Here is a 15,023-nt window from a genome sequence, read left to right on the forward strand (position 1 = left end):
AATATATAATATCTGAAAACGTATGATACATCTACGAACAATAACGGCTGTTTTAGTGACAATCTTGACAGCCACTCTACAATCCCGCGCAGAGGAGAAACTATCCGTCGAATACAATGACGGTCAAACGTTCAGCTATGTGCTGTCAAACAGACCCAAGGTCAAGTTTGTCGGAAATACAATGAATATAACCGCTCCCGAGATAGACGATATCCATCAGATGAGCGATGTAAAGCAATTCAGATTCTCCAAAACCAGTTCTATCGATGCCATCAATGCCGCCGAACACCGTATCACCTATACAGACAACGAAACCGTACGCCTTGACGGGTTCAAGCCGGGAGGTGACGTATCGGTATATAATACTAAAGGTTCAATAATGATACAAAGAACCATTGAAGCCGATGGATCAGCCGTCATACCGCTCGACGCACTGACATCCGGGACCTACATCATCTCTACAACCGAAGGTAAATCTTGCAAAATAATCAAACAATGAAAATTCCACGAAAATATACTCTCCTCCTCATGCTGATACTGACAAGCCTGTGTACATGGGCACAGAGCGGACTTATCATCAGCCTTAAAAACGGCCAGACGATGAAATTTGAAAGTTCATCAGTAGAATCCATAACATTTGACCCGGAGACCTCACCCATGCCCGAAGGCCCCTCAATCGGTGATTTCTACTATAGCGACGGCACCTGGTCCACTGAACTTGACAAATCCAAGACTCCCATAGCCGTAGTCTTTTATGTGGGCAATCCCTCCGTCGACGACGAAAAAATGCGCACCGAGCATCCCGAATGCACCCACGGGCTCGCCATCGCACTCAATGAAAAAACAGTGTCATGGCATGAAAAATACGAAACATACGGCACCGATAAGACTGTGAGCGACTGGCTGACGGCAAACGGATATCCTGCGGTGAAATCCACAAAAGACGACAACGCACCTGTCAACAAATGTGTCGGATATACTTACACTCAATATCTCAATGCATTCAATGAGGCGCCCGATAATACCCAATGGCCTGTAACAGCCATGACGGCCCTCGCCAGCTACCGCTCAGCGGTGCCAACTCCGGCAACCAGCTCCGGATGGTATATCGGTTCGGGCCGAGAAATGGTGCTTGCCTGCTTTGGAGACATCGAAGGCAACATAACAACCATGGGACGACAAGATCCAAAGGTGCGCGACCTGCTAAACGGCAGATTTGAGCTACTTCAACCATCGGATGTCACCCTTTTCGATACGACAGGCTATAGCTATTGGACATGCAACGAATACGGTGTCGAAACAGAAGGCATGTGGATAGACCGCGCCTGGAATGTATATTTCATGCTCGACCGCGTGGCCGTATCGGGCAGCTTTAAAAGCTGGGGTGAATATGTGGGCATACGTCCAATACTCGCATTCTGAGTCTAAAACAAGATAATTCAAGAATACACCCCATAAAAAAACATCAACAAACAAATTTTCTTTTTAATATACTAAAATGACAAAGCCCCGACTTTCATCTCGGGGCTTTGTCATATCGTAATACTTTAGTAGCTGAACGTTTTATAAATAACGTGAGTTCGATATAAGCAATCAGGACAAAATCAACTGCTTGTCACAAACAAACTCCAGATAAGACTGTCATTTGATACGTATCTTACGACCGCCCATTATGTAGACCCCGGCAGGAAGTCTGTCGAGATCATCCAATCCGCGGCCTACTTTGATGCCCGTCAACGAGAATATGTCGGCATCGGCTATCTTGTCACCGGACACAACGCCGTCAATGCCACTCGATGAAAGCACCACCTCATTTGATGCACCGGACTCTCCACGGTCGTAGCATACACCTACGAAATAGGTATGGTCACCATCCGCAGCAGCTCTGTCGATGAATGACGGCACGGCGGTATTGCCGACAAGTGCACCGTCACGATACACATTGTAGCTGCCAACCGTGGCCGAGGCGGACTCATAGGTGATGTCGTCGACGAACAACGCATAGCAATTGACCGAAACCACGTGTATCGCAAAATGCTGCGTGCCCTCAGGCAGATCAAACGTGTAGAGGGCCCAACCGGACCGGTCGGCAGTGCGACGGCCTAATGTCACATCGAAATCAGAGAGAGCGCTTCCCGCAGATGATGCAAGCACCTCAAAAGTTTCGGGTGTCATGTATGGGTCAAGGCTTCGGGCATAGAAGGACACTGTCTGAGCAGCACCCGACAATTGAGGCGATATCAGCCAGTCATCGTTCCTCACATCACCGACATTGGCAGGTTCTTCAGGATCCGCGTCGAAACATGCAAGGAACTGCGATCCTGAATGCGGCATGAACTCTTCCTCCTCACCGGTAAGCCCGGTGGCAAGAAGTGGGTTAAAGACGATGAACGCATGTGGCTCCATCTTTCCGGGCCACTCCACGTCATATATGCCGAACGTGCGGAATCCATCGGCATCGACAGTTGTCCAATCGCCGAGCGATGCCGTAGCCCATGGCTCACAGTGCTCGAACGACTCTGTGAACGTGCCGCCTTCGACATTAGCGGGAGCGCTCCATGACAGATGCACGTCATTGCCGGAGACAATAGCGGAAAGGTCATTGACAGCAGCAAGACCATCGACCGGGACTACCTCTATCATGGCCTGAGGAGTAACATCGTTGTCCGCCACCTCATCATTCTCGGAAACCACCGAGGTTACCACGGCCAAAGCATCGCCATCGGCCAGATTCGGAGTATAATCCACAGTGTAGACACGCTCCTCTCCCGAATCAAACGAGCCTGAAATCTCTGCGGCAACATTCCCGTTGACCGTCACCTTGAGAGTAAACGGAGCTTTGTCTCTGCTCCCGTTGTTGGCGACCGTTACAGGTATGCCGACCGGACGACCACGACGGGCGCGTACAGGCGCAGACATCCTTACCCCGAAATCATTACCCGGCATATCGGCCACAAGTATGTTGTCTATCACGATGTTGGCATTTTCCTCTCCGGCGAATCCCTTGAACCTTATGCTTACATAATCGAGCGAAGCGGCATCAGAGAGCGGAAGCACCATCTTGCGCCATCCGGCATCGCCGTCGAGCGCGGAATAGTCTACCGTAGCAAGATGACGGATCTCCTTGCCGGCACAAGAGAGGTAGACACCCAGACCGTTGGGAGTGCCGGGATAAGCATGATACCAGAATGTCAGCACCGGATTTGCAGCACCCTTTGCCGTAATCTTGGCCGAAGCCACCCATGCCTCTTCTCCTGCCGCACCCGAACGCCACGCATTGGCTCCGAGATCACCGTCCTGAGCCATCAGGGTCGTGGCACGGAATGAATACATGCTGTTTGGCGATTCGAGGAACCAATGCTGGGAAGGAGTACCTCCGGCAAACGAATCGGCGAACGGCAACCCGGCTGACGGGCCGAGCAGCATGACAGTCGAACGCTTCATGGCACTCTCGCCTTTGGCATTCGCAGCCGTCAGACGATATATCACGGAGGACGGTTCCGAAGTCTGTTCGACAGATGGGATATCATAGGTCAATCCGGTTATACCCTCCTTTACAAGCGCATTCCCGGAAGTATAGACAGAATAGGTGACATCGGACGGATTGACATATCCGCCGTTGGCACCGGTTTCCGACACGGCATCCCAGCGCAGAGTCGCCGAACCGTCACCATTGTCGATAAGACGTATATCGGATACGGGAGAAGGTGTATCCGTCCCCACGTAGCATTTCACAGCCGTCTCTGACCCTTTCACATCGCCGGCATATGCAACGACGACATAACTGTTGAAACCTTCCAAGGGATCGGAATCGACAACCGAGTAGCTTCTGCCACACTCCGGAGAATCGACACCATCAACAATTCGTCCGCCGGAAATCACCTCTATGCGGGAGATAGAGGCAAGCGCGTCGCCACCTACCGTGACAGACGGTGCGTTGAAAGCTATACGCGCCTCCATAGCTCCCTTGGCGCCTGCGACAGCAGTCACCTCGGAGCAGGCACCGGGAGCAGACAAGAGAGCGCCCTCGTCAATACCGACATCCTTAAGCGAAAGGGAATAATATCCGGAAGGCGAAGTACAGTGGAACGCTATCTTGTAATCACCATCCTTGGGAGCACGTATCGTGGCACTGTGGCGAACCCATTCTTCATTGTCAAGCTCGGTGAGCGGCATCACCTCATCGACATACTCCGTAGCGTCCTTATCGGCATCCCCCCAAAGCACAGTAAGACGTTGGGGCATATATGCCTCCTCTACGCTCGTCATGAACCCGACCACATATGTACGGTCGGACTTGAGATGAACCGGAGGAGTGACCAGCCAATCATCATTATCGGTGTAATAGCTATTGGAACAACGTGCCATACCCTGCGACATCCACATCCATGTAGACCAGTCGCCGGCGACATCTATAACGTCGAACATGGAGAATCCGTCGCGAGTGGCGAATGTCTCCATCCATGGCACTTCAAGGGCGTTTCCGGCAACAAGAGAGCCTGAACGTCCGGGCATGCTCTGCTTTCCGGCAGCGACAGCATATACATTATAATAATATGTGGTAAGCGGCGCATCGGGAACAGCCTCTTCGAATGCGGTTGTCGAAATGCCGTCGGCAACGGTCACCTCACCGGGATAGCGCACTACCGTGTATGTAACGGATTCCGCATCAACATATCCGCCGTGGGAACCGGTCGCTCCCGGAGCATTCCATGTAAGCACAAGCTTGCCGTCGTTCTCCGCAAGCGCTACCTTCGATGGAGCTTCGGGAGTGTCGTTGCCTATATATAACGAAGTCTTGGCTTCCTGACCGGCCCCCTGCGCATTACTTGCCACAACAGATATGTTGGCCATACCTTCCGGCAGTTCAAGTTCATGCGAGACTTTATCTCCGGGATTGCCGGAAGCCTTGACGCGTTCTTCGCCATTCACACCAAGAGTGTAATCAAGCGTGCCATCAAGGAGGTTTCCGTCAATGCTCTTTACCGGCAGTGTGAACGATATGCTGCCCGACAAGGAACTTCCTTCAAAAGCGGCGGCAAGATCTGATACACGCGCCGGCGCTCCCGAGGCTACAGCATCGTTGACTACCCTTAGCGACACCACATATTCATTATTCGGGAAATCGACCACCTTCTCGCAGGTCTTGTCGGCGACATTAAGCGAATAGAGCGCGGTAGTGCCGTCCTCAAGCGTCGCAGCCCAATATAGTAGTCCGGTCTCGTCGTCGAATGCGGCACTCTGTGCCTTCTCCGAAACGCGTACGCCGCTCCTCACCACCTGTTGTGCGAATCCGAATCCATATTGTGTGTTCCAGAAGCTGCACGAACCCTGGCTGTCGATCCAGTAAGGCACGCCATCCTTGTTGACCGCTATGGCAACGGCAGGAAATCCGGTGTTGATGGTAGTGACAGGAGAGGTTTTCATTGTGGCGAAGTCGAGTGTGGAAATCTCGGTACCGCTGTTGAATATACCGTACACAAGTCCGTCCTTAGGGTTGTAGGCTATGTCCCATGGCACGACTGTCTCGTCGAAAAAATAGTTCCCGTCCACGTTACGCCAATCGTCGGCGTAATCGTCGGCATACCAGTTGCCCATCCCATACGACTCCCAATTGATCCAGTAATGTTTACCGTCGAAATAGGTACCTCCGCCGTTCACATTCATCGAACTCTTGTGTTTCAAGAGTTTGAACCCGAAATTGTCGGCACTTGACTGAAAAGAGTACACACCGTAGTTGTCGCGCGGAGAATCCCATGCATCCGACGACAAAATATTGCCCCACAGTTCGGCAGCATCCACCGAGGGAGGAGATACAAGCGCTATGGCTGCTAACACCCATGGCGCGGATTTCTTAATCATACGTAGTGATTTTTAGGTAATGATTGGTAAATTATGTATGTTTCCCGCAAATATACGTTAAAACATCCACAAGTACACCAGTCAATCCCTAAAAACATACATACACAATGCAACTACAATGATGAATACGACGGCGTAAACGTGTCGCCCTGCAAAGGATCGCCGTTAGAAATGCCTCGTGAAAGCCATTTGACACGCTGCGACGAACGCCCGTGGTTGAAACTTTCAGGCTGTTCATATCCATAAGCCTTGCGTTGCAGGTAATCATCGCCTATTTTCGACGCGGCGTTCACGGCATTGTCAATGTCACCGGGTTCTATGGAGCCGAACATCTTGTTGTCGAGATGACCCCACACACCGGCGTAGTAGTCGGCCTGCAGCTCCAGCCTAACGCTTATCTTGTTGGCCTCGCTCTCGGAAAGCCTCGACATGGCAGAGTGGGCCTCGTCGAGAGTGCCGAGCAGATATTGCACATGATGGCCCACCTCATGGGCTATGACATAGGCATATGCGAAATCGCCGCTCGCGCCTATCGACTGCTCCATGCTTTTGAAAAAGTCGAGGTCGATATATACGGTCTGGTCAGCCGAACAATAAAACGGCCCGACCTGGGAGGTGGCATTCCCGCAGCCGGACTGCACGGAACCCGTGTACAGCACCATCTTCGGACACACGTATTCGCCCCATCCCTGTCTGCGGAATTCAGCGGTCCAGACATCTTCCGTGCCTGCGAGCACCTTCGATGCAAGCTCTGCCAGACGCTGTTCCTCGCTATCAGGCGTGTACTCCTGACTTGCGTAAGAAAAATTACCCTGCCCCTGCGACACGACATTGGAAACCACATCGCCGATGCCCCCACCCTTCATAAGAGTGATTATGGCGACTATTATAACGCCCACTATGCCCCCGCCGATACCTATAGTGCGGCCCGAAGCACGACCGCGCCGGTCGCTGATATTGCCGCTCTGTCGTCGTCCGTCAAGTCTCATAATATTTCATCCATTGTTTATTCATTAAACTGAATATCGCTCCCGATTGTTTCATTATTGTATCAATAAATTTATACCCATGGCTTACAAGATTGAACAAGTGGAGGGCATAGGCGAATCTTATGCCGCCAAACTAAGGGAAGCGGGTATCGCCACCACCGATGACCTGCTCACGAAATGTGCCACACGCAGCGGACGTGAAAAAACAGCCGAAGCTACGGGCATCAATCCGAAACTAATCCTCAAATGGACCAACCATGCCGACCTTTTCCGCATCAAAGGTGTAGCCGGTCAATTCGCCGAACTGCTTGAAGCGGCAGGCGTCGACACCGTGAAGGAACTACGGCATCGTGTGGCCGAAAATCTCCAGCCAAAGCTGGTAGAGATAAACGACAAGAAGAATCTGTGCAATCGTGTGCCGTCAGTCGCCGAAATTCAGCGCATGATCGACCAGGCCAAGGAACTTGATGCGATAATCACCTACTGACCGGTCCTCAGTCCACAATCGCAGGTCCGATAAAGACATATCGTCGGAGAACGCCTTTAAACGTGTTCTCCGACGTTGATTTTTTGTAAAACGATACACCCGCCCGGCAAAGCCCGAATAAATTTGGCTTTGCGCTCGGCTTATCCGTATCTTTGGCTACGCCTTAGATACTCACGCTCGGCAAAGCCCAAATAAATTTGGCTTTGCGCTCGGCTTATTCGTATCTTTGCACCGGATATTTATCACAATCTATTAATAATGGCCAACAACAAGCTTGACAACCTGCGCGTCCGTATTTCCGGCAATCATCCCGTAAAAATACTGTTCGTGTGCCTCGGCAACATCTGCCGCTCTCCGGCCGCCGAAGGTGTGCTGTGTGCAATCGTCAATGAACATAATGCGTCAGCCAACTGGGAAATAGACTCGGCAGGGACATATGGCGGACATGCCGGACAGTTGCCTGACCAACGTATGCGTGTGCATGCGCGCAGACGCGGATATGATCTGACACACCGTGCCCGCCGATTCAGGCCTGCGGATTTCGATGATTTCGATATCATAATAGCCATGGACGGCTCAAACGAGCGCGACCTCAGGGATATGGCTCGCACTACATCGGACCTCGACAAGATTGTCCCGATGATAGATTTCGTGAGGATGGCCACACGCTACGACCATGTGCCGGATCCATATTACGAGGGAGCCGAAGGATTCGAACTTGTTCTCGATCTCCTTGAGGACGGATGCCGCAATATATTCGAGGTGCTCGACCCCTCCGTACAATAATGAACCGGTTTTCAGCATAATCATATCTTTATAAAGTATAATTATATGGTCGAGAGAGAAGAACATCGGTCAATTTCAGATCTTTCCACACGCCCTATCGGCAGACTCCTGTGGGAATACAGCATGCCTGCCATCGTGGGAATGGTAGTGATGTCGCTATACAACGTGATCGACCGTATATTCATAGGCCGTGGAGTAGGAGCGGAAGCCATTGCCGGACTCGCCATAACGTTCCCCGTGATGAACATAAGCGCGGCGATAGGCGTGCTCATAGGCGCGGGTGCTGCGGCCAGAGTGTCGATAATGCTCGGCCAGCGTGACCGTCGCGGGGCCGAGGAAGTATTGGGCAATTCGACGGTGCTGATTCTCGTCAATGCCGTAATCTACCTGACCCTGTTCGCCATATTCCTCGACGACATTCTGCGACTGTTCGGAGCCTCTGACGCCACGCTCCCATATGCCCGTGACTTCATGGCATGGATACTCCCCGGCATGCTGGTGATGAACGTGATGTACTCGCTTAACAATGTCATGCGCGCCACCGGCTATCCACGCATGGCAATGGTCACGATGTTCATAGGAGCGGGATGCAACGTAGTGCTTGCGCCCATATTCATATTCCTGCTTGACATGGGCATAAAAGGAGCAGCCATAGCCACCGACCTGTCTATGACCGTCGGGATGATTTTCGTGCTCGCACACTTCTTCAACAAGAAATCGACCGTACATTTCCGCCGTGGCATCTACCGGCTACGGTGGCGCATCGTTGTCGGCATCATAGGCATCGGCGCTGCACCGAGCATAATAAACGCCGCCTCGTGTGCCATCAACATACTCATCAACCGCACGCTCGTGGAGATGGGCGGTGACCTCGCCGTCGGAGCGGCGGGAATATTCTCCACCTATACCTCCCTGCTGTGCATGGTAGTGGTGGGACTATGTCAGGGCGTGCAGCCTATCATAGGCTACAACTACGGAGCGGGCCACACTGAAAGGATGCAGCGCGCATTTTGGCTGTCGGTGCTCATAGCCACGGCAGTGACTACCGTAGGCTGTTTCTTCGGTCTGGCCACACCCGGATGGATAGCGCTCGCGTTTACCGACAATGCGGAATTGATCGCCGTCACCGTCAACGGACTGGAAATCTCCATGCTCGCGTTCTGGGCCGTAGGATTCCAGATAGTGTCCACCACCCTGTTCCAGTCGATAGGAATGGCCGGCAAATCGATATTCCTCAGCCTGATCCGGCAGGTGATATTCCTTATCCCGCTCCTCGTGGTGCTCCCGCGCACGATGGGACTCGACGGAGTATGGGCCTCGTTTCCTACTTCCGATGCGTTCTCCACGGCAGTGACCCTTGGAATGGTAATATGGCAGTTGCGGCATCTCAGACGCCATGACAATCCCCTCAGTCATACATGACAGTAAACAATCAGCCTACATGTTGCGTTTTTATGAATGACACCGACAGTCATGCGCCTCTCAGCTGTCGCAAAACAGTAACAACATCAAAACGCATCTACACATGGACACTATCGACAAGAAAATGGCCGCCGCACAGGCCGCCGCTACCGTAAGCATGACAGAAGCCCGCGAAAGCGCCAAGGAAGCAAAAACCGCCGCTGCCGATGCAGCAGCCGCAGCAAAAGACAAAGCGGCAAACAAGATTGACAATCTAAAGGATGCCGCTGCCGACAAATTGGGCGACCTTAAGGATGCAGCAGCGGACAAGCTCGGAGATATCAAAGAGGCAGCCGCAGACAAGCTCGACGATGCCAAGGACAAGGGATCCGATATTCTCGACAAGGTGAAAGGATTCGCGGCCGACATGCTGCATAAGGGAGCTGCCGGCGTTGAGAATCTGGCCGACAAGCTCGACAACTGACACTCTCCCGTAAAAAAGATAAATCCTGTGCGCCATGGTCACACCGACACCCATGGCGCGCTTTTTTTGTGTCATTACATAAAAGCATCGCCTGTTCCACTTGAATACGTCCATTCACACTCTTGCACCTCGAAAGAGTGAGTAGAAGAGCATTGTAATTCTTATCAGGAACCTTGCATAGAAGCTTGCCCACATGATTTTAACAAAAAGTTTACCCCGGATTTGCAATACTCTGAAAGTTTTTATGTACCTTTGCAGCCGTAAATGATGCGGCATCAGAATGCCGTGCATCATGCCACAATAGCTCAGTCGGTAGAGCATTTCATTCGTAACGAAAAGGTCGCCAGTTCGAGCCTGGCTTGTGGCTCAATAAAATCAAGCTGAAAATCAGACTATTATGTCGACAGATTTTCAGCTTGTGTTATATAACATACCCCGGATTCTTGCCTGTTCGGATAAATTTGCCCAAATTTGAGTCGAAATACGTGCGCAGTCCACATGATCGGACACTATAATATTTAGAAATAGATTTCGCATTACTGGCTTCGCTTTTATGCTCACGTTCGGCAAAATCATGCCATCGGCTTGTTCGTATTTTCGTAAAGACATACCATAATCAAATCTCTGCAAATGACATTGCCCTTTATATCGGAGCTGGAAAAAGGGAGCAAAAACGCCCTTGTGAAGAAAGCCATCATCAAATACTATATCAACAACGTCACATCGACAATACCGGAATTGTCGAAAGAGATGAACCTGAGCATACCTACCGTCACCCGCATCATAAACGAGATGTGCGAGGAAGGGTTCATAACCTACCACGGAAAAATCGATTCCAAAGGTGGACGCCGTCCGAGCGTCTACGGACTCGCACCGGCATCGGGCTATTTCCTCGGCGTGGAAATCAAGCGCCAGCATATCAACATAGGCCTCGCCAACTTCATCGGCGAGATAATCGCACGCGAATTCCACATCCCCTACGACTCCACCAAAGAGCCGCAGCACATACTCGACGAAATCTGCGAACAGATCAATGAATTTGTAGACGGCTGCGAAATACCACGCCACAACGTGCTCAACGCATGCGTGGCCATTTCAGGTCGAGTGAATCCCGCATCCGGTTACAGCTTCAGCAGCTTCAACTTCTCGGAGACCCCCGTGAGCGAGATGATGAGCGAGCGAATCGGCATCCCCGTGGGTATAGACAACGACACACGTGCCATGACCTACGGAGAGCAGATGCGGGGATGCATAAACGGGGAAAAAGACTTCCTGTACATAAATCTCAGCTGGGGACTCGGACTCGGCATCGTGATCAACGGATCGGTATATGGAGGCAAATCGGGCTTCGCCGGCGAACTCGGTCATGTCAACACATTCGACAACGAGGAGATGTGCCATTGCGGCAAGAAAGGTTGCCTTGAGACCGAGGTTTCAGGCATGGCCCTCCACCGCGAACTGCTGCGGGAGGTACGCGCGGGAAAATCCTCGATCCTCTCGGCCAGAATGGCCGACGAGCCGGAAAACGTAAGCTTAAGCGACATCGTCGATGCCGTGAACTCCGACGACTCCCTCTGTATCGAGCTTGTCGAGGAGATCGGCCACAAACTCGGCAAGCAGGTAGCCGCCCTCATCAACCTTTTCAATCCAGAGCTTGTGGTGATCGGCGGCATAATAGCCGGTGTCCAGGAATACCTCCTGCAGCCTGTACGCCAAGGTGTGAGAAAATACTCACTGAGCCTTGTCAACCGCGATTCCCGCATAGTATGCTCTCGCCTCGGCGAAAAGTCGGCCGTGATCGGCGCATGCCTCCTCGCCCGCAACAAACTGCTCGAACAAGTCTGACTTTCTTCCATTCTATCAAGTTGTTAAGAATCTATCACAAGGCGGTGTGTCGAAATTCGGCATACCGCTGTTTTTGTGTCCGGACGGAGGGTGCTGTCAGTCATGAACACACCATCTTTACTTTTTTGAGCCTGTTCAAAAACAAACCCTATATTACGTATGAAACATTTATAAGGCAAAAAATCAACCATAATTTGTTTGCGAAATAATTTTTAGCAGTTACATATAATAATACGCACAGGTAAATCGTTCAAGGTAATGAAACAGCACTTGTTTCGCAACGAAACATCGGCTATATCTAAATAATTAAGCCGATGGATTCAAATCACGCATTCATCACAATCACATTTTGATTAACCGGAATAATTTTATGCTTAACCTTAAACCGCTCATTCTATCCACCGCACTCGCGATAGCTGTTCCGCTCTGCGCGCAAGGCTACGATAATAACCCGGTGGACACTGACAATAACCAAATCGACAATCCCATAGCTGATGAGAAAGCCATAGTGACATGCGGCAATGCCCGATTCACCATACTCACACCGCAGATGGTGCGCATGGAGTGGAGCGCTGACGGAAAGTGGGAGGACAACAAAAGCCTGACTTTTATAAACCGGAATCTCGACGTGCCGCGATTCAAGAAAAGTACTTCTAAAAAAGGTGCAACTATCACAACCGACGCCCTTACCTTGAAGTACAAGAACGACGGCCGCCCTTTCGATGCGAAAAACCTCGAAATAACCTTTGCGCTTAACGGCAAGAAAGTGAAATGGGTGCCAGGCACCACCGACAGTCTCAATCTGATGGGCACCACGCGCACCCTCGACCGCGCAAACGGATACAAGCTCGGACGTGAACCGATGGAGCAGGGATTGCTGTCACGCAGCGGATGGGCGCTTGTCGACGACAGCAAGACACCCCTGATGACACCCGTCGACAGCCATTGGAAGGAATGGGTCGTCGCACGTCCCGACGGTGAGCGGCAGGACTGGTACTTCATGGCCTACGGACACAATTACAAAGAGGCACTCGCCGACTACCAGAAAGTGGCCGGACGTGCCACACTCCCTCCAAAATACACGTTCGGCTACTGGTGGAGCCGATATTGGCAATACAGCGACAACGAACTTGTCGATATAGTGGACAAACTGCGTTCTTTCGACATACCGCTCGACGTGCTCATCATTGACATGGACTGGCACGACACGTTCGGGATGTGCCAGAAAAATCCGGCAAAAGATGAATACGGGCAACGCATAGGCTGGACCGGCTACACATGGCAGAAGCAGCTTTTCCCAAATCCCGCCAACTTCCTGGAATGGACCAACCGTGAAAATCTCAAGACAGCCCTCAACCTCCACCCCGCATCCGGAATACAGCCATATGAGGAATGCTACGACGCATTCGTAAAAGATTATGGCTGGAATGAAAAAGGCAAAAGCGTGCCATTCAAAATTGACGAGGAGAAATGGGCCGACAGCTATTTCAACGTGGTACTCTCACCTATGGAGAAAATGGGTGTCGATTTCTGGTGGCTCGACTGGCAGCAGTGGCTAAACTCGAAATATACCAAAGGGCTGAGCAACACATTCTGGCTCAACCACACATTCTACAACCATGCCAAGGAACGTACATCGACAGACATAGCCGGAGCGACACAGTCGCGCCCGTTCATCTACCACCGCTGGGGCGGACTCGGTTCCCACCGCTACCCTCTCGGATTTTCCGGCGACATAATCGGCACGTGGGAGTCTCTGGCATTCCTGCCATGGTTCACATCGACAGCATCAAATGTCAACTACGGATATTGGGGTCACGACATCGGCGGCCACTACAACGCCCCGTCCGACAAAATAACCGATCCCGAGAAATACCTGCGCTGGCTTCAGTATGGTGTGTTCACTCCGATATTCAAGACCCACTCGACTAAAGACAACCGGATCATACGTTACCTTTGGGCATTTCCCGACCATCAGTTCAAGATGCGCGACGCCATACGTCTGCGTTACACACTGGCGCCATACATCTATAACGCCGCCCGTGCCAACTACGATACCGGAGTGGCCATGTGCCGACCCATGTACTACGAATACCCGGAAACCGACAAGGCCTACAACGTGCCCGAACAATTCTTCTTCGGCGACGACATAATAGCCACGGCAGTGGCCGCACCTGTGGATAGCGTCACCGGCCTCGCCCCGCGTCCTATGTGGCTACCTGAAGGAAAATGGTACGACTACTCCACCGGCAACATGTATGAAGGCGACACAACGCTCGACCTCAGCTACACCCTCGACGAGAATCCGTTCTTCGTCCGAGCCGGCGCCATCATACCCATGAACCCAGGACACGTGCGATCGCTTCAGCAGCAGTGCGACACACTCGTACTCTCTTTCATTCCCGGAGCCGACGGCGTCCTCACTCACTATGAGGATGACGGCGTCAGCGAAGAATACAAGCATACCTACGCCACCACCCGCGTCACCCGCAAGAATAGCGGAAACAATATCGACATAAAGATAGAGGCTCGTAAAGGCATGTACAAGGACGCACCCTCACGCCGGGCCTACGAACTGCGTTTCCCGGCATCTATGCCTCCGCAAAGTGTGACTGTCGCAGGCAAGGACTATCCATACTCCCGCTTCCCGCAGCCCGGCACATGGAGCTACGAAGGATTGTCGCTATCGCCGGTAGTCTACACCGAAATGCTGCCGGTAGACACCGATACCGACATCACGCTACATTACTCCGGTACGCCCAGCTCCGAACGTCTCTACGGCAAGCAGCGGATATTCAACCGCTGCCTTGCTCTCACTCCCGAATTCAAGGAAGAGCAGTGCAACAACGGAGATGCCAAAATCATGCTCCCCGAAGGGTATCTGAAAGTGTCGCAATGCCCCTATTTCATACTTGAGAATCCGCAAGAGATAGTACGCTACCTTGATGATTTTGACAAGGCCTACTCCGAACTGCCCCAGATTCTCGAAGGACATAAATACTCAGGCAAGGAATTCCGCAAACGCCTCACCACACAGCTCGGGCTAAATCAATAAGAACTGATTTAACATTTTGTAATAAGTTTAAATCAGTTCTAAATCTCCAAAATACAATCCAATAGTTTCTAAGGTCAGAATACGGTGCCCCGGATTATTCCGGCACACCGTATT

At 51.7% G+C, this 15,023-nt stretch carries 10 protein-coding genes and 1 tRNA gene; 9 read left to right on the plus strand and 2 right to left on the minus strand.

The window, feature by feature from the left end; genetic code table 11:
- Nucleotides 1–55: 55 nt before the first annotated feature.
- Together QZ303_RS02180 and QZ303_RS02185 are read left to right on the plus strand one after the other, a co-directional pair.
- Nucleotides 56–499, plus strand: a complete 444-nt coding sequence (locus tag QZ303_RS02180; RefSeq protein WP_295728440.1) for a T9SS type A sorting domain-containing protein — start codon at nucleotides 56–58, stop codon at nucleotides 497–499.
- The gene (locus QZ303_RS02185) at nucleotides 496–1,422 is read left to right on the plus strand and encodes a hypothetical protein (RefSeq protein ID WP_295728441.1); all 927 of its coding nucleotides are present in this window, start codon (nucleotides 496–498) and stop codon (nucleotides 1,420–1,422) included. Before QZ303_RS02180 ends, QZ303_RS02185 begins: the two co-directional genes overlap by 4 nt.
- 219 nt (nucleotides 1,423–1,641) lie before the next feature.
- On the opposite strand, the gene QZ303_RS02190 is transcribed toward QZ303_RS02185, so the two are convergent.
- Both QZ303_RS02190 and QZ303_RS02195 read right to left on the minus strand, forming a co-directional pair.
- Complete coding sequence (locus QZ303_RS02190; protein ID WP_295728444.1) at nucleotides 1,642–5,862, minus strand: choice-of-anchor J domain-containing protein; 4,221 nt, start codon at nucleotides 5,860–5,862, stop codon at nucleotides 1,642–1,644.
- A gap of 113 nt (nucleotides 5,863–5,975) precedes the next feature.
- Nucleotides 5,976–6,851: a neutral zinc metallopeptidase gene (locus QZ303_RS02195; protein WP_295728447.1), complete on the minus strand. Its 876-nt coding sequence runs from the start codon at nucleotides 6,849–6,851 to the stop codon at nucleotides 5,976–5,978.
- Between the two features lie 79 nt (nucleotides 6,852–6,930).
- Here QZ303_RS02195 and QZ303_RS02200 point away from each other — a divergent pair, with 79 nt between their 5' ends.
- The 7 genes from QZ303_RS02200 to QZ303_RS02230 all read left to right on the plus strand — a co-directional run bounded on the left by QZ303_RS02200 (nucleotide 6,931) and on the right by QZ303_RS02230 (nucleotide 14,909).
- A complete protein-coding gene (locus QZ303_RS02200; protein ID WP_295728450.1) occupies nucleotides 6,931–7,338 on the plus strand; it encodes a DUF4332 domain-containing protein in 408 nt (135 codons plus the stop codon).
- 258 nt (nucleotides 7,339–7,596) lie between these two features.
- Nucleotides 7,597–8,124: a low molecular weight protein-tyrosine-phosphatase gene (locus QZ303_RS02205; protein WP_295728453.1), complete on the plus strand. Its 528-nt coding sequence runs from the start codon at nucleotides 7,597–7,599 to the stop codon at nucleotides 8,122–8,124.
- A gap of 45 nt (nucleotides 8,125–8,169) precedes the next feature.
- Entirely contained in the window at nucleotides 8,170–9,546 is a 1,377-nt protein-coding gene (locus QZ303_RS02210; protein WP_295728456.1) for an MATE family efflux transporter, read from the plus strand.
- Nucleotides 9,547–9,649: 103 nt separating this feature from the next.
- Complete coding sequence (locus tag QZ303_RS02215) at nucleotides 9,650–10,009, plus strand: hypothetical protein (RefSeq protein ID WP_295728459.1); 360 nt, start codon at nucleotides 9,650–9,652, stop codon at nucleotides 10,007–10,009.
- Between the two features lie 294 nt (nucleotides 10,010–10,303).
- Nucleotides 10,304–10,376: transfer RNA gene (locus tag QZ303_RS02220), tRNA-Thr, on the plus strand.
- Between the two features lie 263 nt (nucleotides 10,377–10,639).
- Nucleotides 10,640–11,854: an ROK family transcriptional regulator gene (locus tag QZ303_RS02225; protein ID WP_295728462.1), complete on the plus strand. Its 1,215-nt coding sequence runs from the start codon at nucleotides 10,640–10,642 to the stop codon at nucleotides 11,852–11,854.
- A gap of 370 nt (nucleotides 11,855–12,224) precedes the next feature.
- Entirely contained in the window at nucleotides 12,225–14,909 is a 2,685-nt protein-coding gene (locus tag QZ303_RS02230; protein ID WP_295728465.1) for a glycoside hydrolase family 31 protein, read from the plus strand.
- The last annotated feature ends 114 nt before the right edge of the window (nucleotides 14,910–15,023 follow it).

Origin of the sequence: uncultured Muribaculum sp., from assembly GCF_910583865.1 — a bacterium.
GTDB lineage: Bacteria > Bacteroidota > Bacteroidia > Bacteroidales > Muribaculaceae > Muribaculum.

What these genes read in the sequence shown, in the direction of transcription:
- QZ303_RS02185 (WP_295728441.1), top strand. Translation starts at nt 496, where the DNA reads ATGAAAATTCCACGAAAATATACTCTCCTCCTCATGCTGATACTGACA.
- QZ303_RS02190 (WP_295728444.1), bottom strand. Translation starts at nt 5,862, where the DNA reads ATGATTAAGAAATCCGCGCCATGGGTGTTAGCAGCCATAGCGCTTGTA.
- QZ303_RS02195 (WP_295728447.1), bottom strand. Translation starts at nt 6,851, where the DNA reads ATGAGACTTGACGGACGACGACAGAGCGGCAATATCAGCGACCGGCGC.
- QZ303_RS02200 (WP_295728450.1), top strand. Translation starts at nt 6,931, where the DNA reads ATGGCTTACAAGATTGAACAAGTGGAGGGCATAGGCGAATCTTATGCC.
- QZ303_RS02205 (WP_295728453.1), top strand. Translation starts at nt 7,597, where the DNA reads ATGGCCAACAACAAGCTTGACAACCTGCGCGTCCGTATTTCCGGCAAT.
- QZ303_RS02210 (WP_295728456.1), top strand. Translation starts at nt 8,170, where the DNA reads ATGGTCGAGAGAGAAGAACATCGGTCAATTTCAGATCTTTCCACACGC.
- QZ303_RS02215 (WP_295728459.1), top strand. Translation starts at nt 9,650, where the DNA reads ATGGACACTATCGACAAGAAAATGGCCGCCGCACAGGCCGCCGCTACC.
- QZ303_RS02225 (WP_295728462.1), top strand. Translation starts at nt 10,640, where the DNA reads ATGACATTGCCCTTTATATCGGAGCTGGAAAAAGGGAGCAAAAACGCC.
- QZ303_RS02230 (WP_295728465.1), top strand. Translation starts at nt 12,225, where the DNA reads ATGCTTAACCTTAAACCGCTCATTCTATCCACCGCACTCGCGATAGCT.